We start from the raw sequence: 23,285 nt of genomic DNA, 5'->3' as shown, positions 1-23,285 counted from the left end.
TGAGGGGGTAAAATGAAAGGTATTATTCTGGCAGGCGGATCGGGTACCCGCCTGCATCCGATCACGCGCGGCGTCTCAAAACAGCTGCTACCCATCTACGATAAGCCGATGATCTACTATCCGCTCTCGGTGCTGATGCTGGCCGGGATTCGCGAAGTGCTGATCATTACCACCCCGGACGACCAGCGCGATTTCCAGCGCCTGCTTGGCGATGGTTCGGAGTTCGGCGTTCAGCTCAGCTACGCCGCGCAGCCAAGCCCGGACGGGCTGGCGCAGGCCTTTATCATCGGCGAGGCGTTCCTCAACGGTGAGCCCTCATGCCTGGTGCTCGGCGATAATATCTTTTTCGGCCAGGGTTTTAGCCCGAAGCTCCGTAGCGTCGCGTCCCGCACTTCCGGGGCGACGGTGTTTGGTTATCAGGTGATGGACCCGGAACGCTTTGGCGTGGTGGAGTTTGATGACGATTTCCGCGCGATTTCGCTGGAGGAGAAGCCAAAGCAGCCCAAATCCAACTGGGCGGTAACCGGCCTCTATTTCTACGACGGTAAAGTCGCGGAATACGCAAAACGGGTTAAACCCTCGGCGCGCGGCGAGCTGGAGATCACCTCCATCAATCAAATGTATCTCGACGATGGCGCGCTAACGGTTGAGCTGCTGGGCCGCGGTTTTGCCTGGCTCGATACCGGCACGCACGATAGCCTGATCGAAGCCAGCATGTTTGTGCAAACGGTGGAAAAGCGTCAGGGTTTCAAGATTGCCTGCCTGGAAGAGATCGCCTGGCGCAACGGCTGGCTGGACGACGACGGCGTGAAGCGCGCGGCGAAACGGCTGGAAAAAACCGGCTACGGTCAATACTTACTGGATTTACTCCGTGCCCGCCCGCGCCAGTATTGAGTCCCTGGAGTGGGAGAACCGCTTCTTCGGCGTCAATAGCGCTATCCTGCGCTTTGGCGATGATGCGCCGCCGCTGACGGTGGACGCGCTGGCGAACTGGTCGCGGGTACAGGCGAAAGTTGCGGCGGATGATACCGCACGCCTGGATGCGCTGCAGGCATTGGGCTTCCGACTGGTGGAGGGCGAGGTCGATCTCGCGCTTTCGCCAGCCGCTTATGGTGATAGTGGCGCCGAGCCGGCGACCGAGGCGGATATTCCCCGGCTGCGTGAACTGGCAGCGCTGGCCTTTGCGCAGAGCCGTTTTCGCGCGCCCTGGTACGCAGCCGATGCCAGCGGCCGTTTCTATGCCCAGTGGATTGAAAATGCGGTGCGCGGCACCTTCGATCATCAGTGTCTGGTGTTTCGCGCCCCTGGCGGCGATATCCGCGCTTTTGTCTCCCTGCGCCAGCTTAGCGCGCACGAGGCAAGGATTGGCCTGCTGGCCGGACGCGGAGCCGGAGCGGAATTAATGCAGGCAGCTCAGGGCTGGACCGCGCTGCGCGGGCTGAAGACACTGCGGGTGGCGACCCAGATGGGCAACACCGCCGCGCTTAAACGTTACATTCTTAGCGGTGCGAATGTCGAAAGCACCGCGTACTGGTTATACAGGTGACATGATGATTCCATTTAACGCACCGCCGGTGGTGGGAACCGAGCTTGATTATATGCAGTCCGCGATGGGAAGCGGCAAGCTGTGCGGCGATGGCGGTTTTACCCGCCGCTGCCAGCAGTGGATGGAGCAGCGCTTCGGTACTGCCAAAGCCCTGCTGACGCCGTCCTGCACCGCTTCGCTGGAAATGGCGGCGCTGCTGCTGGATATCCAGCCGGGCGATGAAGTGATTATGCCGAGCTATACCTTCGTCTCCACCGCCAACGCCTTTGTGCTGCGTGGCGCAAAAATCGTCTTCGTTGATATTCGTCGCGACACCATGAATATTGATGAAACGCTGATTGAAGCGGCGATCACCGACAAAACCCGCGCGATTGTGCCGGTCCACTACGCCGGCGTGGCCTGCGAAATGGACACCATTATGGCTATCGCCAGCAAACATAATCTGTTTGTCGTGGAAGATGCCGCTCAGGGCGTGATGTCGACCTATAAAGGCCGGGCGCTCGGTACTATCGGCCATATTGGCTGCTTCAGCTTCCATGAAACAAAAAACTACACTGCGGGCGGTGAAGGCGGCGCGACGCTGATTAACGATCGCAAGCTGGTAGAGCGCGCGGAGATCATTCGAGAAAAAGGCACCAACCGCAGCCAGTTTTTCCGTGGTCTGGTGGATAAATACACCTGGCGTGATATCGGCTCCAGCTACCTGATGTCCGATTTACAGGCGGCCTATCTGTGGGCGCAGCTGGAAGCGGCGGAGCGAATTAACCAGCAGCGCCTGGCGCTGTGGCAGAACTACTACGAGGCCCTGCTGCCGCTGGCGCGCGCCGGGCGTATCGAGCTGCCGATTGTGCCTGCCGACTGCGGGCACAATGCGCATATGTTCTACATCAAGCTGCGCGATATTGACGATCGCAGTAAGCTGATTGCCTGGCTGAAAGAGGCGGAGATTCTGGCCGTGTTCCACTATATTCCGCTGCATAGCTGCCCGGCCGGGGAGAACTTCGGCGTGTTCCACGGGACGGATCGCTTCACGACTCAGGAGAGCGAACGCCTGCTGCGTTTGCCGTTATTCTACAACCTGTCGAGCGTAAACCAGCGCACGGTGATTAACTCGCTGCTGAGCTATTTCTCCTGATATGTCGCTGGCTAAAGCTTCTCTGTGGACCGCAGCGTCCACGCTGGTCAAAATCGGCGCCGGTCTGCTGGTAGTTAAACTGCTGGCGGTGTCGTTCGGCCCGGCAGGCGTGGGGCAAGCGGGCAACTTCCGCCAGCTGGTGACCGTGCTTGGCGTGCTGGCGGGGGCCGGAATCTTTAACGGCGTCACGAAGCTGGTAGCCCAGCATCATGACGATCGCCGGCAGTTGCACAACGTCGTCGGCACCGCTTCAGCGATGGTGCTGGGGTTCTCCACCCTGCTGGCGCTGATATTCCTGCTGGCGGCGGCGCCGATAAGCCAGGGTCTGTTCGGTCATCAGCATTATCAGAATCTGGTACGGCTGGTAGCGCTGGTGCAGATGGGCATTGCCTGGGCGAACTTCCTGTTAGCGCTGATGAAGGGGTTTCGCGATGCGGCGGGCAATGCGCTGTCGCTTATCGCCGGGAGCCTGATTGGCGTGGCGGCGTACTATGCCTGCTACCGTTTCGGCGGCTATCAGGGCGCATTGCTGGGACTGGCGCTGGTACCTGCGCTGGTGGTCGTGCCGGCGGCTATCGTACTGTGGCGACGCGGCAATATTCCGCTGAGCGCGCTGCGTCCGCGCTGGGACAACGGCCTCGCAGGGCAGCTGTCGAAATTTACCCTGATGGCGCTGATTACTTCGGTGACGCTGCCGGTAGCCTACGTGATGATGCGTAACCTGCTGGCGGCCCACTATGGCTGGGACGCGGTGGGGATCTGGCAGGGGGTAAGCAGCATCTCCGATGCCTATTTACAGTTTATTACCGCATCATTTAGCGTTTATCTGTTACCGACATTGTCCCGCTTGACGGCGAAAGCGGATATCACCCGTGAGATTGGCAAATCGTTAAAATTTGTTCTCCCGGCGGTAGCTGCAGCCAGCCTGACCGTATGGCTGCTGCGCGATTTCGCTATCTGGCTGCTGTTTTCCGACCGCTTTACGGCAATGCGCGATCTGTTTGCCTGGCAGTTGGTGGGCGATGTGTTGAAGGTCGGGGCATATGTTTATGGCTATCTGGTGATCGCCAAAGCCTCGCTGCGTTTTTATATTCTGACGGAAATCAGCCAGTTCACGCTGTTGACCGCATTCTCGCACTGGCTTATACCGGCGCACGGCGCTATCGGCGCGGCGCAGGCGTATATGGCTACTTATATTGTTTATTTCGCCCTCTGTAGCGGCGTGTTTTTACTTTGGCGTAAACGGGCATGACAGCACTGATACATGTACTGGGATCGGATATCCCGCACCACAACCAGACCGTTCTGCGGTTCTTTAATGATGAGCTGGCCGTCAATGACGAGCAGGCTCGCCTGTTTATGGTCGTCGGTGATGCGACAGGAATTCGCGAAGCGTACCCCGCGCTCTCCATCAGCTGCTATCCGGGGAAGAAGTCGCTGGCAAAGGCGGTTATCGCGCTGGCAAAGGCGAACCGGCAGCAGCGCTTTTTCTTTCACGGCCAGTTTAATACCGGCCTGTGGCTGGCGCTGCTCAGCGGGGGGATCCGCCCGGCGCAGTTTAACTGGCACATCTGGGGCGCGGATCTGTATGAGAATTCCGCCAGCCTGAAGTTTCGCTTGTTTTATCCGCTGCGGCGCCTGGCGCAGGGGCGGGTAGGGCGCGTCTTTGCGACCCGCGGCGATCTCAGTTGGTTCGCCGCCCGGCATTCGGGCGTGCCGGGCGAACTGCTCTATTTCCCGACCCGCATGGATCCGGCGCTGAACTCGCTTGCTGAAAGCGCGCCGCGCGGCGAGACGCTGACTATCCTGGTGGGGAATTCCGGCGACCGCAGCAACGAGCATATCGCCGCGCTGCGCGCGATTCATCAGCAGTTTGGCGATACGGTCAACGTTGTCGTGCCGATGGGTTATCCGGCCAATAATAGCGACTACATCAATGAAGTTCGCGCGGCCGGCGCGGCGCTGTTCAGCCCGCCGCATCTTCAGGTACTGGGCGATAAGCTGGCGTTTGATGACTATCTGGCCCTGCTGCGCCGCTGCGATCTTGGCTACTTCCTGTTTGCCCGCCAGCAGGGGATCGGCACGCTGTGTCTGCTGATTCAGGCGGGGATCCCCTGCGTGCTGAACCGGGAGAATCCCTTCTGGCAGGATATGTCGGAGCAGCATATTCCGGTACTCTTTACCAGCGATACGCTGGACGCGGCCGTGGTGCGTGAAGCGCAGCGCCAGCTGGCCGGCGTGGATAAGAATCAGATTGCCTTCTTCCGTCCTAATTATCTGACGGGCTGGCGACGGGCGTTGCGGATTGCCGCGGGGGTGGATGCATGACATTAATGCAATTTAGCGGACTGCTGCTGGTTTGGCTGCTGTCGACGCTTTTTATCGCCACCGCCACCTGGTTTGAATTTCGTCGGGTGCGCTTCAACTTCAACGTCTTTTTCTCGCTGCTGTTTCTGCTGACCTTTTTCTTTGGCTTTCCGCTGACCAGTATTCTGGTGTTTCGCTTCGACGTGGCGGTCGCCCCGCCGGAAATTCTGTTGCAAACTCTGCTGGTTTCCGTCTGTTTTTATGCGGTTTACTACGTGACTTATAAAACGCGGCTACGCTCGGCGGCGCAGAGCCATCAGCATCGTCCGCTGTTTACGATGAACCGCGTGGAGACCCATCTGGCCTGGGGGATTTTGCTGGGACTGGCGCTGCTCTGCGTCGGGATCTTCTTTGCGCATAACGGCTTTCTGTTATTCAAGCTCAATTCCTATAGCCAGATCTTCTCCAGCGAAGTTTCCGGCGTGGCGCTAAAGCGTTTCTTCTACTTTTTCATTCCGGCAATGCTGGTGGTCTATTTTCTGCGTCAGGATTATAAAGCGTGGATATTCTTCCTCGTCAGCACCGTCGCATTTGGTCTGCTGACTTATGCCATCGTTGGCGGGACCCGGGCGAATATCATCATTGCGTTTGCTATCTTCCTGTTTATTGGCATCATTCGCGGCTGGATAAGTCTGTGGATACTGGCGGCGGCGGGCGTACTGGGCATCGTCGGCATGTTCTGGCTGGCGCTCAAACGCTACGGAATGAACGTCAGCGGCGATGAAGCGTTTTATACTTTCCTCTATCTGACCCGCGATACCTTCTCGCCGTGGGAGAACCTGGCTCTGCTGCTGCAAAATTACGACAAGATTGAGTTTCAGGGCCTGGCGCCAATCGTCCGCGATTTCTATGTTTTTATCCCCAGCTGGTTGTGGCACGGTCGACCGACAATGGTGCTCAATACTGCGAACTATTTCACCTGGGAAGTGCTGAATAACCATTCTGGCCTGGCGATTTCGCCAACCCTGATTGGCTCGCTGGTGGTGATGGGGGGCGTCTGGTTCGTGCCGCTGGGCGCGGTAGCGGTTGGGCTGATTATTAAATGGTTTGACTGGCTGTACGAGCTTGGCAACCGGGAAACGAACCGCTATAAAGCGGCGATCCTGCACAGTTTTTGTTTTGGCGCTATCTTCAACATGATCGTGCTGGCGCGTGAAGGGCTGGATTCCTTTGGCTCTCGCGTGGTTTTTTTCCTCGTTATCTTTGGGATCTGCCTACTGGCGGCGAAACTGCTGTACTGGTTCCTCGATAGCGTCGGGCTGATTCATAAGCGGGCTAAACCGCTGACGCAACCTCAAGTCTGATAAGGGTGTACATGACTGAGACTACATCCGCGCCGTTGTACCTGCTGAGAGGGTTGCAACTCATTGGTTGGCGCGATATGCAACATGCTCTGGACTATCTGTATGCCGATGGCGAGATCCGTACGGGTACGCTGGTGGCGATTAATGCAGAGAAGATGCTGGCGGTAGAGGATAACCCCGAAGTTCGGGCGCTGATCGAAGCCGCAGAGTTTAAATATGCTGACGGCATCAGCGTGGTGCGCTCATTACGTAAAAAATACCCTCAGGCGCAGGTATCGCGCGTCGCCGGGGCTGATTTATGGGAAGCGCTGATGGCGCGCGCTGGCGCTCAGGGAACGCCGGTATTTCTGATCGGCGGTAAGCCCGAAGTGCTGGCGCAGACGGAACAGCAGCTTCGTCAGCGCTGGAACGTAAACATCGTCGGCAGCCAGGACGGCTATTTCGCTGCTGACCAGCGTCAGGCGCTGTTTGAACGTATTCGCGATAGCGGGGCGAAGATCGTCACCGTGGCGATGGGGTCGCCGCGTCAGGAGATCCTGATGCGCGATTGCCGGGAAGTTTATCCGCAGGCGCTTTATATGGGCGTAGGCGGAACCTACGATGTCTTTACCGGTCATGTTCAGCGAGCGCCGAAGTTCTGGCAGGACCTGGGGCTGGAGTGGTTTTATCGCCTGGTTTCGCAGCCGAGCCGAATAAAAAGGCAGGCGCGTCTGCTGCGCTATTTACGCTGGTATTATACCGATAAGCTTTGATATTCCACTGCGAGCGGGCGGGTTTACCTGGATATTCTGTGTAATGTCTTCACTCGCCTGATACTTTATTTGCCATTTCCCTCAAATTCATTAACCATTCGCATGCTTAAAACGCGACGGTCAGGTTTACCGTCGCGCAGGCAGGGCTATTCGTTCATAAAAATAACCGGCATAAGCCCATCTCGCCTGGGATGCGCTTAAATCCGGAGCAGGGCAAACACAAGAGGCTATATGACTGAGAAAAAAGCGGAACTTCAGCGGGGACTGGAGGCGCGGCACATTGAGCTAATCGCCCTTGGCGGCACGATTGGCGTGGGACTATTTATGGGGGCGGCAAGTACGCTGAAGTGGGCCGGACCTTCGGTTCTGCTGGCGTATATTATCGCGGGGCTCTTCGTCTTCTTTATTATGCGTTCGATGGGCGAAATGCTGTTCCTCGAACCGGTTACCGGCTCGTTCGCTGTTTATGCGCACCGCTATATGAGCCCGTTTTTTGGCTATCTGACCGCCTGGTCCTACTGGTTTATGTGGATGGCGGTCGGGATATCGGAGATTACGGCGATCGGGGTCTATGTCCAGTTCTGGTTCCCGGAGATGGCGCAGTGGATACCGGCGCTTATCGCGGTTGGGCTGGTCGCGCTGGCGAATCTGGCGGCGGTACGTCTGTACGGCGAAATTGAATTCTGGTTTGCCATGATTAAAGTGACCACCATTATTGTCATGATCGTGGTGGGGCTGGGCGTCATCTTCTTTGGCTTTGGCAACGGCGGACACTCCATTGGCTTTAGCAATCTGACCGAGCACGGCGGTTTCTTTGCCGGCGGCTGGAAGGGCTTTCTGACGGCGCTATGCATCGTGGTCGCCTCCTATCAGGGCGTCGAGCTTATCGGGATCACCGCCGGTGAAGCGAAAAATCCGCAGGTCACTCTGCGTAGCGCGGTCGGCAAAGTGCTGTGGCGAATCCTGATTTTCTATGTCGGGGCGATTTTTGTGATCGTCACTATTTTCCCGTGGGATCAGATAGGCTCCAACGGCAGTCCGTTCGTGCTGACCTTTGCCAAAATCGGTATCACCGCAGCGGCAGGGATTATCAACTTTGTGGTGCTGACGGCGGCGCTTTCCGGTTGTAACAGCGGAATGTATAGCTGTGGACGGATGCTCTACGCGCTGGCAAAGAATCGCCAGCTGCCTGCGGCCATCGCCAGAGTTTCGCGTAACGGCGTGCCGTCGGCGGGCGTGGCGCTGTCGATCCTGATTCTGCTGGTCGGTTCGTGCCTGAACTACATTATTCCTAATCCACAGCGGGTATTTGTTTACGTCTACAGCGCCAGCGTGCTGCCGGGAATGGTGCCATGGTTCGTAATTCTGATTAGCCAGCTACGTTTTCGTCTGGTACATAAAGAAGCGATGGCCAGCCATCCTTTCCGCTCGCTGCTATTCCCGTGGGCAAACTATTTAACCATGGCGTTCCTGGTTTGCGTGCTGATAGGGATGGGATTTAACGACGATACGCGTATGTCGCTCTTTGTCGGAATTATTTTCCTCGCCGCCGTGACGCTTATTTATAAGGTATTTGGCCTTGGTCGACGCGGAAATGTTGATAATGTGGCGTAATAAGCAACAAAACGCACAAAGCATGAGCAAACGATAATTTTCTTTTAAAAGGCACTAGACAGCGGGGTAGGAAGTCCGTATTATCCGACCCCGCAACGGCGCTAAGCGCCCGTAGCTCAGCTGGATAGAGCGCTGCCCTCCGGAGGCAGAGGTCTCAGGTTCGAATCCTGTCGGGCGCACCATTTACCCGGTGCTGGAGCTGCGGTGGTTTCAATACCGCGTAAAAGATTTGCAGTGGTGGCTATAGCTCAGTTGGTAGAGCCCTGGATTGTGATTCCAGTTGTCGTGGGTTCGAATCCCATTAGCCACCCCATTATTTAGAAAGTTGTGAAATTGCGAAGGTGGCGGAATTGGTAGACGCGCTAGCTTCAGGTGTTAGTGTTCTTACGGACGTGGGGGTTCAAGTCCCCCCCCTCGCACCACGACTTTATAAAGAATTGAACTAAAAATTCAAAAAAGCAGTACATCGGCGAGTAGCGCAGCTTGGTAGCGCAACTGGTTTGGGACCAGTGGGTCGGAGGTTCGAATCCTCTCTCGCCGACCAATTTTGAACCCCGCTTCGGCGGGGTTTTTTGTTTTCTGATTCTGCAAAAAAACGTTTATCTCCCTGATATCGCAAACAATACTTCGTTAACCCTGACGTCATTTATTGTCCAGAATAGTCCCAATTCTTTGTTCAGATAGATGCATCTTCTCCTGATCCTGTGCGATAATAATCGGGTAGATGCTCATTCCATCTCTTATGTTCGCCTTAGTGCCTCATAAACTCAGGAATGATGCAGAGCCGTTTTACGGTGCTTATCGTCCACTGACAGATGTCGCATTTTATATGCTAAATCATTCATGATGTGTCGAGACGGCCAGCACGGGAATCCCCAGGAGCTTACAAAGGTAAGTGACTGGAGTGAGCGTGTGCAGCTAACGAAGAGACAGCGTGAAGGATGAAGCATATAGCCTCATCAAACACCATGGACACTACGTTGAGTGAAGCACCCAATTTGTTGTCAAACAGACCTGTTTTAACGCCTGCCCTGGTTTCAGAGCAGGCGTTTTTTTCTTTTCAGGGAGCGGGAAACGTTCCGGCGGGAGAGGAAGTGATTCTCGCCCCCGGCGGAGGCGAGAGTGACATTACTGCTGCGGATTGTTTTGCAGGGTTAACAGCAGGCCGTCGCGACGCATCGTCGCCGCTTCTTCCGGCTGATGCAGGCGGTCAAGAGTATCCGCCAGCCATGCGTAGTCAAACGCATCCGGGCGCTGCTTGAGGGCTGCGCGGAACGCGATGCTGGCCTCCTGCCACTCACCGTGGCGCATCAGCGATTGCCCCAGCGTACTCCACAGCAGCGGACGATCGCCGACCGTTTTAAGCTGCTGACGCAGCACTTTTTCCAGCTGCTCAGGGTTATTGGTTTTCAGCCGCGGAATCGGCATAACCAGACGGTCGTCATAGTGCTTTTTCAGACCTTCGATAATAATCTGCTGCGCGGTATCATGATCGTCGCTTTCGATAAGACGATTCGCCATCGCCACCTGTAGCGCCACCTGGCTGCGGGTTTTACGGCTCTGGCTTTTCCACCAGTCGCGCAAACCTTCGCTGCCGCCGTCGGCCAGCGTTTTATCCATCAGACCAATCCACGCCAGCTGTTCCAGCTCAGCGCGATGCTCTTCATCGCTGACGTTGGCTTTCGCCATTGACGGAATGATATCCAGCAGCGAATTCCAGGCGCCGGTACGGATGTAGGCCTGCTCGGCAAGGCGCAGAACCTCCGGATGACGCGGCGTGATCTCCAACAGCCTATCGATACCGTGGCGGGCGGCGTGGTTTTCATTACGCGCCAACTGCAGACGTACGCGGGTTATTTCGACAGGGATCAGATCGTCACCGGCTAATTCAGCAGCGCGCTCCAGATGCTGGTTAGCGCGAGCTTCATCTCCACGCTGCTGGGCGGCTTCCGCTGCCAGCAGGTAGTTCACAACGGGCTGTTCAGCGTGATCGGCATTTTTCGCCATCAGCTTCTCAACCTGCTGGTAATCACCTTCCGCCAGCTTCAGCAGCGCCTGCTCTGTTTGCTTACGAGCGCGACGACGCTTACGGCCAACGAACCAGCCGCGGGTGTGCGCGCCGGTGCGGAAAATCCGCCGCAGTAGCCACTCAATGGCAAACAGTACCACCATGGTGAGGATCAGGATGATCGCAAGCCCGGTCACGCTGGTTTCAATATTGTAGTTATCGGTCTGGATTAGCACGTAGCCCTGATGACCCGCGATCATCGGCCCGACCACAATCCCGGCAAGCAGCAGCGCGAAGAGTAAGAGAATTTTCAACATGCGTTACTCTCCTTGTGGCGCAGGCGTTGGCGCGTGGGCTGCAGGGGCAGGGGCCGGCGCGCTGGTCTGGGGTTCAGCCGGCTGCGCCATCAGATTACGCACTCGCGTCTGCATTAGTTTCTCAAGCAGCGCCTGGCTTTGCAGGTTTTCCGGTACGTTCATGGTGATGCTTTGCTGGCTGAGCTTATCCACATCCTCAAGGAAGGCTTTGGTGGTGGCGTCTTCCGTGTCGTAGTAAGCGCGAACCCAGGTCGAGACGTTATCCAGAGCCTGTTTGTAGGTTTCTTCCTGATGGCGAGGGACAGCCTGCGCTGCGACCAGCAGACGGGAGCGAATATTTTCGCGCAGGTAGACGTCCTGGTTCGGCGCCAGCAGCGGCACGGCGGTTTCATCGCGGCGGCGAATGGTAATAAAGCTGTCCATAAAGTTCTGCCAGCTTTTTTGCAGGTTTACACGCCATTCGGTAATGGAGCTGGATAGCTCATCGCTATCGGAATCCATCGGCGTGTCGTCATCGTTGTTGTCCGCCAGACGGAGATTATCGATCTGGTTGGCGAGCTGGTTCACCTTCAGAATGATGCCGTCGTAGTCGACCTGACTCACGGCAGAAAGCGAGGCAATATCGTCGGTAATGGCGCGACGCGCGGCGATCAGGCTCGGATCGTTCATATCGGCGAGGCTGGCGTCGGCGCTTTTCAGCAGCGCGGCAGCGGTCGTTACGTCCTGATCGCTCCACAGCTTACGTCCGGCCAGTTTCACGAGGAAATCCGCCTGCGCGAGCAGCCAGGTTTTTGCGTCGCTGCCGGAAATAACCGCAACCTTCTCCTGAACTTCTTCCAGCTTCTTCGCCAGAGCCTCCTGCTGACGCTGCGCTTCCGTCAACTGGTCGGCCTGCTGTTTAATAATGCCTTCGAGTTCGCTTTTTTGGCTTTCCTGGGCTTTTTGCAGCGCGGCGATCTGGCTGGATAGCCCGGCGCTGGCTTCGCTCTGGCGGGTTGCCTGGGTCTTCGTCAGGCCATAAAGACCTATGCCAGCGGCGAGGGCGATAGCAATAGCTATTGCGCTCAGCGCGAGGCTGGTTTTACTGCCGCCGTTTTTCTTTTCTACGTTATTTTCTGGCTGTGACGTCGTGTCCACGGCCTCCCTGGTCTCTTCAACCACGGCGGATTGATTCTGTTGTTCCGTCATTATGGCTTCCAATGTTGAGAGTTATTGTAATGCGCGTAGCAGCGCATCGTTGTCGGCGCTATCGGCAACCTGGATATCCTGCCAGCCCAATTCTCTGGCCTGCTCGGCCAGACGTTCACTGACAACTAAAATGCGACAGCTCAGGAGCCAACGTTCGCGATACCACTGTGGTATCAGCGTCCAGAGCTGCTGCAGCATCTCGCCGCTGGTAATGACCAGCGTTGAAATACCGCGAGACTGCCAGCGCATTGCTTCTTCTGCGCCATCATAGTGCCTTGCACTACGTTGATAACATTCACAAAAAGTGACATCAGCACCGCGTTCGCGAAGCGTGTCACCGAGTAATTCCCGCCCGCCGTTACCGCGCAGGATGAGCGCTCTTTTCCCCGCAATGTTTTGTAATTCAGGTAATTGTAGCAAGACTTCGCTGATTTCCCGATCTAACGGATAGCGAACATGACGATTGCTGACTTTATGCAGGGCCAGCGCGGTGGTGCGGCCAATGGCAAAATAGTCAGGCGCCGAAGGCCAGCGCAGCCTTTGCTGCTGGAGGCGAGAGTGGGCAAACTCAACGGCGTGCTGGGACAGTGCGAAGAGCAAATCGCCAGCCGCGAGGTTTTCCAGCTGGCCGCCCAGCTCAGGAAGCTGACGTCCAGGGGTAAATTCAATGAGCGGGAAGCTCCAGGCCACGCGCCCCAGCGCGCGCAGGCGGCTGACTAACTCTTCGCCTTGCGGCAGCGGACGGGTGACCAGGATACTCATTGTGGACCTTCTCCTGCATAGACGACGGCAAGAATGTCACGTGCGCCGTTATTCAGAAGCTCTTCGGCGAGAGAGACGCCGAGCGTTTCTGCCTCTTCCGCACGGCCGCGCCGCTCGCCGCGCACCATTTGTGAGCCATCCGGCGCGCCAACCAGCGCGCGCAGCCATAGCTCACCGTCGATCAGTTCGGCATAGCTGCCGATCGGCACCTGACAGCCGCCTTCCAGCCGGGTGTTCATCGCCCGTTCAGCGCGTACGCGTATGGCCGTTTCCGTATGATTTAACGGGGCCAGTAGCGCTTTGGTCCATTCGTCGTCAAGACGACACTCGATGCCGACCGCGCCCTGGCCAACGGCGGGCAGTGATTGCTCCGGCGATAGCGGTTGACGAATACGCGCCTCCAGGTTCAGGCGTTTAAGCCCTGCGGCGGCAAGAATAATGGCGTCATACTCGCCGCTATCAAGCTTGCCCAGACGCGTGCCTACGTTGCCGCGCAGGGAGCGGATCGTGAGATCCGGCCGCGCTGCGGCCAGCTGACACTGGCGGCGTAAACTTGACGTGCCAACGATGCTGCCGTGCGGCAATTCATCAATGGAAGCGTAGTGGTTTGAGACAAACGCATCGCGCGGATCTTCACGCTCGCAGATGGTCACCAGCCCAAGCCCTGCGGGAAACTCCACCGGTACGTCTTTCATCGAATGGACGGCGATGTCGGCGCGGCCTTCCAGCATCGCCAGCTCTAACTCTTTCACAAACAGACCCTTACCGCCCACTTTTGCAAGGGGCGTATCAAGGATCACGTCGCCGCGGGTGACCATAGGCACCAGTTCAACGGAAAGCCCCGGGTGGCAGGACTCCAGACGCTCTTTCACATAATGTGCCTGCCATAGCGCAAGCGGGCTTTGCCGTGTGGCAATTCTCAAAACTTTGTCTAACATGCTTGTTACCGTCATTGTCGACCACTAACCATCCTAACATTGTTGTCTTAGGGATGTTAGTTTTGTGGGGTTAAGGGTCGCGGCCATCTTTTTAGCCTTTCATGCGTTTGCGAGTTGCCGCAAACGTAGTGAAGAATTTACACGTAGTAAAGGGTGCTACACTTGTATGTAGCGCATCTTTCTTTACGGTCAATCAGCAAGGTGTTAGATTGATCACGTTTTAAACCATTTGTCAGTCAGCAGTTCACCACAACCACACCGACGACGAATGGTGACGGTTTTTGTTGAAATACTGAAACTCTCCGTACTATTGTACGTCGGGTTTTTGAACATCAGGCGATATGTCTTGTACCTCTATATTGAGACACTGAAACAGAGACTGGATGCCATCAACCAATTGCGCGTGGATCGCGCCCTTGCTGCCATGGGACCCGCTTTCCAGCAGGTTTACAGTCTACTGCCGACATTACTACATTATCATCATCCGCTGATGCCGGGTTACCTTGACGGTAACGTTCCCCGTGGCATTTGCCTCTACACGCCTGATGAAACCCAACGTCACTATCTTGATGAGCTCGAGCTCAACCGTGGCATGCTGGCCAAGGAGCCGCCGAAAGGCGAGCTGCCGATCACCGGCCTTTACTCTATGGGCAGCACATCTTCCGTCGGCCAAAGCTGTTCGTCTGACCTGGATATCTGGGTTTGCCATCAGTCCTGGCTTGACACTGAAGAGCGTCAGCTGCTGCAGCGTAAATGTAGCCTGCTGGAGAGCTGGGCGGCATCGCTGGGCGTCGAGGTCAGCTTCTTCCTGATCGACGAAAACCGCTTCCGTCATAACGAAAGCGGCAGCCTGGGCGGCGAAGACTGCGGCTCCACCCAGCATATCCTGCTGCTGGATGAGTTTTACCGCACCGCGGTGCGCCTTGCCGGCAAACGTATTCTGTGGAATATGGTGCCGTGCGATGAAGAAGAGCATTACGACGATTACGTCATGAGCCTCTACGCGCAGGGCGTACTGACGCCGAATGAATGGCTGGATCTCGGCGGCCTGAGTTCTCTGTCGGCCGAAGAGTACTTCGGCGCCAGCCTCTGGCAGCTGTATAAAAGCATCGACTCGCCCTATAAGGCCGTGCTGAAAACGCTGCTGCTGGAAGCGTACTCCTGGGAGTACCCCAATAACCGCCTGCTGGCGAAAGATATCAAACAGCGCCTGCATGACGGTGAGATCGTTTCGTTTGGCCTCGATCCTTACTGCATGATGCTGGAGCGCGTGACGCTCTATCTGCAGGCCATCGAAGATGAAACGCGCCTCGATCTGGTGCGTCGATGTTTCTATTTAAAAGTCTGCGAGAAGCTGAGCCGCGAGCGCGCCTGCGTCGGCTGGCGTCGCGAAGTCGTCAGTCACCTGGTGAAAGAGTGGGGCTGGGATGAAAAGCGTCTGATGATGCTCGACAACCGGGCCAACTGGAAGATCGACGAAGTCCGTAAAGCGCACAACGAACTGCTTGATGCGATGATGCAGAGCTATCGCAACCTGATTCGTTTTGCGCGCCGCAATAACCTGAGCGTTTCCGCCAGCCCGCAGGATATTGGCGTGCTGACGCGTAAGCTGTACGCCGCCTTTGAAGCGCTGCCGGGGAAAGTCACCCTGGTAAACCCGCAAATTTCACCGGATCTGTCTGAGCCGAATCTGACCTTTATCCACGTGCCGCCGGGCCGCGCCAACCGCACCGGTTGGTATGTCTATAACCGGGCGCCGGACATGGAATCGATCATCAGCCATCAGCCGCTGGAATATAACCGTTATCTTAATAAGCTGGTGGCCTGGGCCTGGTTTAACGGCCTGTTGACGTCACGTACGCGCCTGTTTATTAAGGGCAACGGCATTGTCGATCTGGCGAAGCTGCAGGAGATGGTGGCCGATGTGGCGCATCACTTCCCGCTGCGCCTGCCTTCTCCGACGCCGAAAGCGCTGTACAGTCCGTGCGAAATCCGCCATCTGGCGATTATCGTCAACCTGGAATATGACCCGACGGCGGCCTTCCGCAATCAGGTGGTGCATTTTGACTTCCGCAAGCTGGATGTTTTCAGCTTCGGCGAAGAGCAAAAGTGCCTGATTGGCAGCATCGACCTGCTGTACCGCAACTCGTGGAACGAGGTGCGTACGCTGCACTTTAACGGCGAGCAGGCGATGATCGAAGCGCTGAAAACCATTCTTGGCAAGATGCACCAGGACGCCGCGCCGCCGGATAGCGTGGAGGTTTTCTGCTATAGCCAGCATCTGCGCGGTCTGATCCGCACTCGCGTACAGCAGCTGGTGTCTGAATGCGTTGAGCTGCGTCTTTCCAGCACCCGTCAGGATACCGGCCGCTTTAAAGCGCTACGCGTTTCCGGGCAGACCTGGGGGTTGTTCTTCGAGCGTCTTAACGTTTCGGTTCAGAAACTGGAAAACGCCATCGAATTCTATGGCGCGATTTCGCATAACAAATTGCACGGGCTGTCGGTGCAGGTGGAAACTAACCACGTCAGGCTGCCGCAGGTAGTGGACGGCTTTGCCAGCGAAGGGATTATTCAGTTCTTCTTCGAAGATGCGGATAACGATAACGGTTTTAACATCTATATCCTCGATGAGAGCAACCGCGCCGAGGTGTATCACCACTGCGAAGGTAGCAAAGAGGAGCTGGTGCGCGACGTCAGCCGCTTCTACTCTTCATCCCATGACCGTTTTACCTACGGTTCCAGCTTTATCAACTTTAACCTGCCGCAGTTTTATCAAATCGTCGACGTTGACGGTCGCGAGCAGGTGATTCCGTTCCGCAGCCAGGTGATTGCCGCTGCCACCGCTTCAGCCGGTCAGGATGCTGCCTCATCACCGATGCTACAGCACTACTCCTGAGCCTGAACTGCGGGCCTTGAGGGTGTAATAGGTTTGAAATCTTCTACGGGTGGACTTGCCGGGGGCGCTGCGCTTGCCCGGGCTACAGGGCGATAGGGATTGTTGTAGCCCGGATAAGGCGTTAGCCGCAATCCGGGGAATTCGTATCACGCTCTCTTAGCGAAAACTCACCGCTTCACCGGCCTGCATGGTCGCCGCCTGTTCCAGCAGATCCCAGAAGGTTTCGCCGCTGCGGTCGCATACCCACTCGTCGCCTTTTAAGTCGAAATGGTAGCCGCCTTGTTTCGTTGCCAGCCACACCTGATGTAGCGGTTCCTGACGGTTGATAATAATCTTGCTGCCGTTTTCAAAACTGATAGTCAGTACGCCGCCGTTGATTTCACAGTCGATATCGCTGTCGCCGTCCCAGTCGTCAAGGCGTTCTTCGATGGTCATCCACAGGGTATCGGCCAGGCGATGGAATTCACTGTCGTTCATGGTTCTTTCCCGCTTTTTTGATAGTGGCGGCAGTATAGCGCGAAACAAAAGCGCGCGCAGTGGGATGCTAAACGCTTGCTTTTACGTCTTCTCCTGCGATGATAGAAAGCAGTAAGAATGAATCACGGGCAACTATCCATGAAAAACGTTTTCCCAGCGCTTGCCGTTTTATTAGCGGTTCTCAGCCTTAGCGGCTGTGGTCTGAAAGGGCCGCTTTACTTCCCGCCGGCGGATAAAACGGCGCCTCCGCCGACTAAGCCGGTTGATAGCGGTATCCAGAGCTCTACGCCGGATCGTAACGATCGCGGCGATAGCGGTGGCCCGACCCAGGTGAATTACTGACAGTTCCGCGCAGCTGGAGTAGAAAATGCAGTTCTCTAAAATGCATGGCCTGGGTAACGACTTTATGGTCGTTGACGCAGTAACGCAGAATGTTTTTTTCTCACCTGAACTGATCCGTCGTCTGGCGGATCGGCATCTTGGCGTGGGTTTCGATCAGCTGCTGGTGGTGGAGCCGCCTTACGATCCGGAGCTCGACTTCCACTATCGTATCTTCAATGCCGACGGTAGCGAAGTGGCGCAATGCGGCAACGGCGCGCGCTGTTTCGCCCGCTTTGTGCGTCTGAAAGGCCTGACCAATAAACGTGATATCCGCGTCAGTACCTCGAATGGCCGTATGGTATTAAGCGTCACGGAAGACGATCTGGTGCGCGTCAATATGGGTGAGCCAAACTTCGAACCGTCCCAGGTGCCGTTCCGCGCCAACAAAGCGGAAAAGACCTATATTATGCGCGCCGCTGAACAGACAGTATTGTGCGGCGTGGTGTCGATGGGTAACCCGCACTGCGTTATCCAGGTTGATGATGTGGAAACCGCGACGGTGGAAACGCTCGGCCCGGTGATGGAAAACCACGAGCGCTTCCCGGAGCGGGCGAACATCGGCTTTATGCAGGTGATCAGCCGCTCTCATATTCGCCTGCGCGTGTATGAACGCGGTGCGGGGGAAACTCAGGCCTGCGGCAGCGGCGCCTGTGCGGCGGCGGCAGTCGGTATCCAGCAGGGATTACTGGGCGAGGAGGTCCGCGTGGAATTACCCGGCGGGCGTCTGGATATCGCCTGGAAAGGTCCGGGCCAACCGTTGTATATGACTGGCCCGGCGGCACATGTCTATGACGGATTTATTCATTTATGAAACAAGTCGGGGAAGAACAACAGGAACTTGCCAGCGAGCTAAACGATCGCGCAGTGGTGGACTATCTGTTGCAACATCCTGAATTCTTTATTCGTAATGCGGCGCTGGTGGAACACATGTCAGTGCCGCATCCGGTGCGTGGTTCGGTCTCGCTGGTGGAGTGGCACATGGCGCGGGCGCGGAACCATATCAACGTGCTGGAAGAAAATATGACGCTGCTGATGGAGCAGGCGACGGCTAACGAAAGCCTGTTTCAGCGCCTGTTTCACCTGCAAACGCGGCTGGCGGCGGCCGATAGCCTTGACGAAATGCTGAACCGCTTTCATCGCTGGGCGCGCGAGCTGGGTCTGGCGGGCGCCACGGTGCGCCTGTTTCCCGACCGCTGGCGGCTCGGCGCGCCTTCCAAATTCACTCATCTGGCGATAAGCCGTCAGGCGTTTGAGCCTATTCGCATTCAGCGTCTTGGACAACAGCGCCATTATCTTGGCGCTTTAAACGGCCCCGAGCTGCTGGTCGTGCTGCCGGAAGCTAAAGCCATCGGATCGGTGGCGATGTCGCTGCTGGGGGGAGACGACGCTCCCGGTGTGATGATATTCAGCAGTCGCGACCCCCAGCACTATCAGCAAGGGCAGGGAACGCAGCTATTGCAGGAAATCGCGTCGATGCTCCCGGGATTGCTGGAGCGCTGGATTGAACGCGCATGACCGACTCGCCTCTGTTTGCTCCCGTAGAACGCTTCTTACGCTATCTCGGCGTCGAGCGTCAGCTGAGCCCGATAACGCTGCTGAACTATCGCCGCCAGCTGGAAACGCTTATCGCGCTGGCGGATAGCGCCGGGCTGAAAAGCTGGCAGCAGTGTGATGCCGCCCAGGTCCGTAGCCTGGCGGTGCGCAGCCGTCGTCAGGGGCTGGGGCCTGCCAGCCTGGCCTTACGTCTCTCGGCCTTACGCAGCTTCTTTGACTGGCTGGTGAGCCAGGGTGAACTGGCCGCGAATCCGGCGAAGGGGATTTCGGCGCCGAAAATACCCCGCCATCTACCGAAAAATATCGACGTCGACGACGTTAATCGGCTGCTGGATATCGATCTCAACGATCCGCTGGCGGTACGCGACAGAGCGATGCTGGAAGTGATGTACGGCGCGGGGTTGCGTCTTTCGGAGCTGGTGAATCTCGATATTAAGCACCTCGATCTGGAATCCGGCGAGGTGTGGGTGATGGGCAAAGGCAGCAAAGAGCGCCGCCTGCCGATTGGCCGCAATGCGGTGGTGTGGATTGAGCACTGGCTCGATCTGCGCGGACTGTTCGGTGCCGATGAGGACGCCCTGTTCTTATCTAAACTGGGGAAGCGAATTTCCGCGCGCAACGTGCAAAAGCGCTTTGCCGAATGGGGCATAAAGCAGGGGCTCAACAGCCACGTGCACCCGCATAAGCTGCGCCACTCCTTCGCGACCCATATGCTGGAGTCGAGCGGCGATCTGCGCGGGGTGCAGGAGCTGCTGGGCCATGCTAACCTTTCCACCACTCAAATCTATACCCATCTCGATTTTCAACACCTTGCGTCGGTGTACGATGCGGCACATCCGCGCGCCAAACGGGGGAAATGATGCGTTTTTACCGACCTCTGGGCCAGATTTCAGCATTGACGTTTGACCTGGACGATACCCTTTATGACAACCGCCCGGTGATTGACCGGACGCTGCATGAGTCGCTGAGCTTTGTGCGCAGCTACCACCCTTCTCTGAGCCAATTTGACGCCAGCGAGCTTAACCGGCTGCGCCAGACGCTGCTGGCGTCAGAGCCGGAAATTTACCACGATGTGACCGAATGGCGCCGCCGCGCGCTGGAGCTGGGGATGATCAACGCCGGGCTTTCAGCGACGCTGGCGAAAACGGGGGCCGATGAAGCGATGGCGAATTTCGCTCACTGGCGCAGCCTGATTGACGTTCCGCAGGAGACGCACGATACGCTGGCGCAGCTGGCGGAAAAGTGGCCGCTGGTGGCCATTACCAACGGCAACGCCCAGCCGGAACTCTTTGGCCTGAGCGACTACTTCCGCTTCGTGCTGCGCGCGGGCCCTGACGGGCGCTCTAAGCCCTTTGCCGATATGTATCATCTCGCAGCGGAGCGGCTGGAGCTTCCTCTGGGGCAGATTCTGCACGTCGGGGACGATCTGACGACCGATGTCGCAGGCGCTATTCGCTGCGGCATGCAGGCCTGTTGGATCAAACCGCAGGGCGCAGATCTGATGCGCGCCGCCGATGGCCGCCTGCTACCGCACATCGAAATTTCACGGTTGGCATCTCTGACCTCGCTGATATAATCGTCAGTAGTTCTGTATAAATTAACAGTAGCCCGGCGAGCCAAACGTTGCCGGGCGCCTCATTTCCGGCGGTGCCAATGGACGTTTCTTACCTGCTCGACAGCCTCAATGACAAACAGCGTGAAGCCGTTGCGGCATCACGTACTAATATGCTGGTTCTGGCAGGAGCGGGCAGCGGCAAGACGCGCGTCCTGGTACACCGCATCGCCTGGCTGCTGAGCGTTGAGAACTGTTCCCCTTACTCCATCATGGCGGTGACCTTTACCAACAAAGCGGCAGCGGAAATGCGTCATCGTATTGGTCAACTGATGGGCACCACTCAGGGCGGTATGTGGGTCGGCACTTTCCATGGTCTGGCGCACCGTCTGCTGCGCGCTCATCACCTTGACGCCGGGCTGCCGCAGGACTTCCAGATCCTCGACAGCGAAGATCAGCTGCGCCTGCTTAAGCGCCTGATTAAGGCGATGAATCTCGATGAGAAGCAGTGGCCGCCGCGGCAGGCGATGTGGTACATCAACGGCCAAAAAGATGAAGGGCTGCGCCCGCATCATATTCAGAGCTACGGTAATCCGGTTGAGCAGACCTGGCAGAAGGTTTACCAGGCCTATCAGGAAGCCTGCGATCGCGCGGGGCTGGTGGACTTCGCCGAGCTGCTGCTGCGCGCCCACGAGCTGTGGCTTAACAAGCCGCATATCCTTCAGCACTACCGCGAGCGCTTTACCAATATCCTGGTGGATGAATTCCAGGATACCAACAATATTCAGTACGCGTGGATCCGACTGCTGGCGGGCGATACCGGTAAAGTAATGATCGTTGGCGATGACGATCAGTCGATTTACGGCTGGCGCGGCGCGCAGGTAGAAAACATCCAGCGCTTCCTCAATGACTTCCCCGGCGCGGAAACTATCCGTCTGGAGCAGAACTATCGCTCGACCAGCAATATCCTCAGCGCGGCGAACGCCCTGATTGAGAACAACAGCGGACGGCTGGGGAAAAAGCTGTGGACCGATGGCGCCGACGGCGAGCCGATTTCGCTCTACTGCGCGTTTAACGATCTTGATGAGGCGCGTTTTGTCGTCAATCGTATCAAAACCTGGCAGGAAAACGGCGGGGCGCTGGAGCAGTGCGCGATCTTGTATCGCAGCAACGCCCAGTCGCGCGTGCTGGAAGAGGCGTTGCTGCAGGCCAGCATGCCTTATCGTATTTATGGCGGCATGCGCTTCTTCGAACGTCAGGAGATCAAAGATGCGCTCTCCTATCTGCGCCTGATTGCCAACCGTAACGACGATGCGGCGTTTGAGCGCGTGGTCAATACCCCGACGCGCGGCATTGGCGATCGCACGCTGGACGTGGTGCGCCAGACCTCGCGCGATCGGCAGCTGACGCTGTGGCAGTCCTGTCGCGAGCTGTTAAAAGAGAAAGTTCTCGCCGGGCGCGCTGCCAGCGCTCTGCAGCGTTTTATGGAGCTTATTGACGCCATGGCGCAGGAGACAGCCGACATGCCGCTGCACGTGCAGACCGACCGGGTCATTAAAGATTCCGGCCTGCGCATGATGTACGAGCAGGAGAAAGGCGAGAAGGGCCAGACGCGTATCGAAAACTTAGAGGAGCTGGTGACGGCGACGCGCCAGTTTAGCTACAACGAAGAAGATGAAGATTTAATGCCGCTGCAGGCGTTCCTCTCGCATGCGGCGCTGGAAGCGGGAGAAGGGCAGGCGGACACCTGGCAGGATGCGGTACAGCTGATGACCTTGCACTCGGCGAAAGGGCTGGAGTTTCCGCAGGTATTTATCGTTGGCGTGGAAGAAGGGATGTTCCCGAGCCAGATGGCGCTTGATGAGGGCGGCCGCCTGGAGGAAGAACGCCGCCTGGCCTACGTCGGCGTGACTCGTGCCATGCAAAAACTCACGCTGACCTACGCGGAAACCCGTCGCCTGTACGGCAAAGAGGTTTATCATCGCCCCTCGCGCTTTATCGGCGAGCTGCCGGAGTCGTGCGTGGAAGAGGTGCGGCTGCGCGCCACGGTGAGCCGGCCGGTCAGCCATCAGCGCATGGGGACGCCGATGGCGGAAAACGACACCGGCTATAAGCTGGGCCAGCGCGTCCGCCACGCCAAATTCGGTGAAGGCACCATTGTGAACCTCGAAGGCAGCGGCGAACACAGTCGCCTGCAGGTTGCCTTTCAGGGGCAGGGGATCAAATGGCTGGTCGCGGCGTACGCCCGGCTGGAAACAGTGTAACAGTAAGAAAAATATCATTATTTTGTAATATTCTGCTACCTTTATACGTTAAGGAGCTTGATTTGCTCTTTAGCGTTCCGTTGCGTGTTGACGCCGTTTTTGCGCTGGCGTAACATGCGCGCACGATTACGCTAAGAGGACATTCGCCTTGGACACACCCAGTAGATGCTGGCTCAATTTCCTGCCCATCAGGAACAACTCCTAAGGCTATCCTCTTATGCTGATAGCCT

General features: G+C 57.1%; 21 protein-coding genes and 4 tRNA genes. 20 read left to right on the top strand and 5 right to left on the bottom strand.

The genetic code is table 11. The features are described from left to right. Positions 1-12: 12 nt before the first annotated feature. The 12 genes from rfbA (at position 13) to KO1_RS24220 (ending at position 9,262) form a co-directional block, all read left to right on the top strand. The gene (rfbA, locus tag KO1_RS24275; RefSeq protein ID WP_004107659.1) at positions 13-894 is read left to right on the top strand and encodes a glucose-1-phosphate thymidylyltransferase RfbA; all 882 of its coding nucleotides are present in this window, start codon (positions 13-15) and stop codon (positions 892-894) included. After that, entirely contained in the window at positions 872-1,546 is a 675-nt protein-coding gene (gene rffC / locus KO1_RS24270) for a dTDP-4-amino-4,6-dideoxy-D-galactose acyltransferase (protein WP_016808209.1), read from the top strand. The genes rfbA and rffC overlap by 23 nt, the downstream gene beginning before the upstream one ends. Positions 1,547-1,550: 4 nt before the next feature. Beyond that, positions 1,551-2,681 carry a dTDP-4-amino-4,6-dideoxygalactose transaminase gene (rffA, locus tag KO1_RS24265; RefSeq protein WP_004107661.1) on the top strand — a complete coding sequence of 377 codons (1,131 nt, stop codon included), beginning with the start codon at positions 1,551-1,553 and terminating at the stop codon, positions 2,679-2,681. Between the two features lies 1 nt (position 2,682). Next, positions 2,683-3,933: a lipid III flippase WzxE gene (gene wzxE / locus KO1_RS24260; protein ID WP_004107662.1), complete on the top strand. Its 1,251-nt coding sequence runs from the start codon at positions 2,683-2,685 to the stop codon at positions 3,931-3,933. Further along, complete coding sequence (locus KO1_RS24255; protein WP_004107664.1) at positions 3,930-5,009, top strand: TDP-N-acetylfucosamine:lipid II N-acetylfucosaminyltransferase; 1,080 nt, start codon at positions 3,930-3,932, stop codon at positions 5,007-5,009. Before wzxE ends, KO1_RS24255 begins: the two co-directional genes overlap by 4 nt. Continuing rightward, complete coding sequence (gene wzyE / locus KO1_RS24250) at positions 5,006-6,352, top strand: ECA oligosaccharide polymerase (RefSeq protein ID WP_004107667.1); 1,347 nt, start codon at positions 5,006-5,008, stop codon at positions 6,350-6,352. The genes KO1_RS24255 and wzyE overlap by 4 nt, the downstream gene beginning before the upstream one ends. An 11-nt stretch (positions 6,353-6,363) precedes the next feature. Further along, positions 6,364-7,104, top strand: coding sequence for a lipopolysaccharide N-acetylmannosaminouronosyltransferase (wecG, locus tag KO1_RS24245; RefSeq protein ID WP_004107669.1), 741 nt, complete (start codon positions 6,364-6,366; stop codon positions 7,102-7,104). Positions 7,105-7,335: 231 nt separating this feature from the next. Beyond that, positions 7,336-8,718: a bifunctional threonine/serine APC transporter ThrP gene (gene thrP, locus KO1_RS24240; RefSeq protein WP_004107670.1), complete on the top strand. Its 1,383-nt coding sequence runs from the start codon at positions 7,336-7,338 to the stop codon at positions 8,716-8,718. Positions 8,719-8,823: 105 nt separating this feature from the next. Then, positions 8,824-8,900, top strand: a tRNA-Arg gene (locus tag KO1_RS24235). Between the two features lie 55 nt (positions 8,901-8,955). Beyond that, positions 8,956-9,031: transfer RNA gene (locus tag KO1_RS24230), tRNA-His, on the top strand. Positions 9,032-9,053: 22 nt separating this feature from the next. Next, a tRNA-Leu gene (locus tag KO1_RS24225) sits at positions 9,054-9,140 on the top strand. 45 nt (positions 9,141-9,185) lie between these two features. Then, a tRNA-Pro gene (locus KO1_RS24220) sits at positions 9,186-9,262 on the top strand. 584 nt (positions 9,263-9,846) lie between these two features. On the opposite strand, the gene hemY is transcribed toward KO1_RS24220, so the two are convergent. The 4 genes from hemY to hemC are packed head-to-tail and all read right to left on the bottom strand — an operon-like array spanning position 9,847 to position 13,931. Then, entirely contained in the window at positions 9,847-11,043 is a 1,197-nt protein-coding gene (hemY, locus tag KO1_RS24215; protein ID WP_004107671.1) for a protoheme IX biogenesis protein HemY, read from the bottom strand. Between the two features lie 3 nt (positions 11,044-11,046). Next, complete coding sequence (hemX, locus tag KO1_RS24210; protein ID WP_024274882.1) at positions 11,047-12,231, bottom strand: uroporphyrinogen-III C-methyltransferase; 1,185 nt, start codon at positions 12,229-12,231, stop codon at positions 11,047-11,049. Between the two features lie 21 nt (positions 12,232-12,252). Then, positions 12,253-12,993 carry a uroporphyrinogen-III synthase gene (hemD, locus tag KO1_RS24205; protein WP_004107673.1) on the bottom strand — a complete coding sequence of 247 codons (741 nt, stop codon included), beginning with the start codon at positions 12,991-12,993 and terminating at the stop codon, positions 12,253-12,255. Then, positions 12,990-13,931: a hydroxymethylbilane synthase gene (gene hemC / locus KO1_RS24200; protein WP_016808212.1), complete on the bottom strand. Its 942-nt coding sequence runs from the start codon at positions 13,929-13,931 to the stop codon at positions 12,990-12,992. Before hemC ends, hemD begins: the two co-directional genes overlap by 4 nt. Before the next feature lie 346 nt (positions 13,932-14,277). Between hemC and cyaA the strand changes: the two genes are divergently transcribed. Further along, positions 14,278-16,827 (top strand): class I adenylate cyclase, encoded by a 2,550-nt coding sequence (cyaA, locus tag KO1_RS24195; RefSeq protein ID WP_016808213.1) that lies wholly within the window; start codon positions 14,278-14,280, stop codon positions 16,825-16,827. 156 nt (positions 16,828-16,983) lie between these two features. Here the strand turns inward: cyaA and cyaY are convergent, their stop codons facing one another. After that, positions 16,984-17,304, bottom strand: a complete 321-nt coding sequence (cyaY, locus tag KO1_RS24190; protein WP_004107678.1) for an iron donor protein CyaY — start codon at positions 17,302-17,304, stop codon at positions 16,984-16,986. A gap of 138 nt (positions 17,305-17,442) precedes the next feature. On the opposite strand from cyaY, the gene lptM reads away from it, so the two are divergent. From lptM to ysgD, 7 genes are all read left to right on the top strand, one after another. Further along, positions 17,443-17,646 carry an LPS translocon maturation chaperone LptM gene (gene lptM / locus KO1_RS24185; RefSeq protein WP_016808214.1) on the top strand — a complete coding sequence of 68 codons (204 nt, stop codon included), beginning with the start codon at positions 17,443-17,445 and terminating at the stop codon, positions 17,644-17,646. Between the two features lie 25 nt (positions 17,647-17,671). Continuing rightward, on the top strand, positions 17,672-18,496 hold the full coding sequence (gene dapF / locus KO1_RS24180; RefSeq protein WP_004107680.1) for a diaminopimelate epimerase: 825 nt from the start codon (positions 17,672-17,674) through the stop codon (positions 18,494-18,496). Further along, positions 18,493-19,200: a DUF484 domain-containing protein gene (locus KO1_RS24175; protein ID WP_004107681.1), complete on the top strand. Its 708-nt coding sequence runs from the start codon at positions 18,493-18,495 to the stop codon at positions 19,198-19,200. The genes dapF and KO1_RS24175 overlap by 4 nt, the downstream gene beginning before the upstream one ends. Next, positions 19,197-20,099 (top strand): tyrosine recombinase XerC, encoded by a 903-nt coding sequence (gene xerC, locus KO1_RS24170; RefSeq protein ID WP_004107682.1) that lies wholly within the window; start codon positions 19,197-19,199, stop codon positions 20,097-20,099. The genes KO1_RS24175 and xerC overlap by 4 nt, the downstream gene beginning before the upstream one ends. Beyond that, positions 20,099-20,815, top strand: a complete 717-nt coding sequence (yigB, locus tag KO1_RS24165) for a 5-amino-6-(5-phospho-D-ribitylamino)uracil phosphatase YigB (RefSeq protein WP_016808215.1) — start codon at positions 20,099-20,101, stop codon at positions 20,813-20,815. Before xerC ends, yigB begins: the two co-directional genes overlap by 1 nt. Before the next feature lie 77 nt (positions 20,816-20,892). After that, a complete protein-coding gene (gene uvrD, locus KO1_RS24160) occupies positions 20,893-23,055 on the top strand; it encodes a DNA helicase II (RefSeq protein ID WP_016808216.1) in 2,163 nt (720 codons plus the stop codon). A 148-nt stretch (positions 23,056-23,203) separates the two neighbouring features. After that, a complete protein-coding gene (gene ysgD / locus KO1_RS28945; RefSeq protein ID WP_349817343.1) occupies positions 23,204-23,260 on the top strand; it encodes a YsgD/CorL family protein in 57 nt (18 codons plus the stop codon). The last annotated feature ends 25 nt before the right edge of the window (positions 23,261-23,285 follow it).

The organism is Klebsiella oxytoca NBRC 105695 (genome assembly GCF_001598695.1).
Classification (GTDB): Bacteria; Pseudomonadota; Gammaproteobacteria; order Enterobacterales; family Enterobacteriaceae; genus Klebsiella; species Klebsiella oxytoca.
Note: the sequence above shows the minus strand (reverse complement) of the source record. Positions and strands in the feature narration are given on the sequence as shown.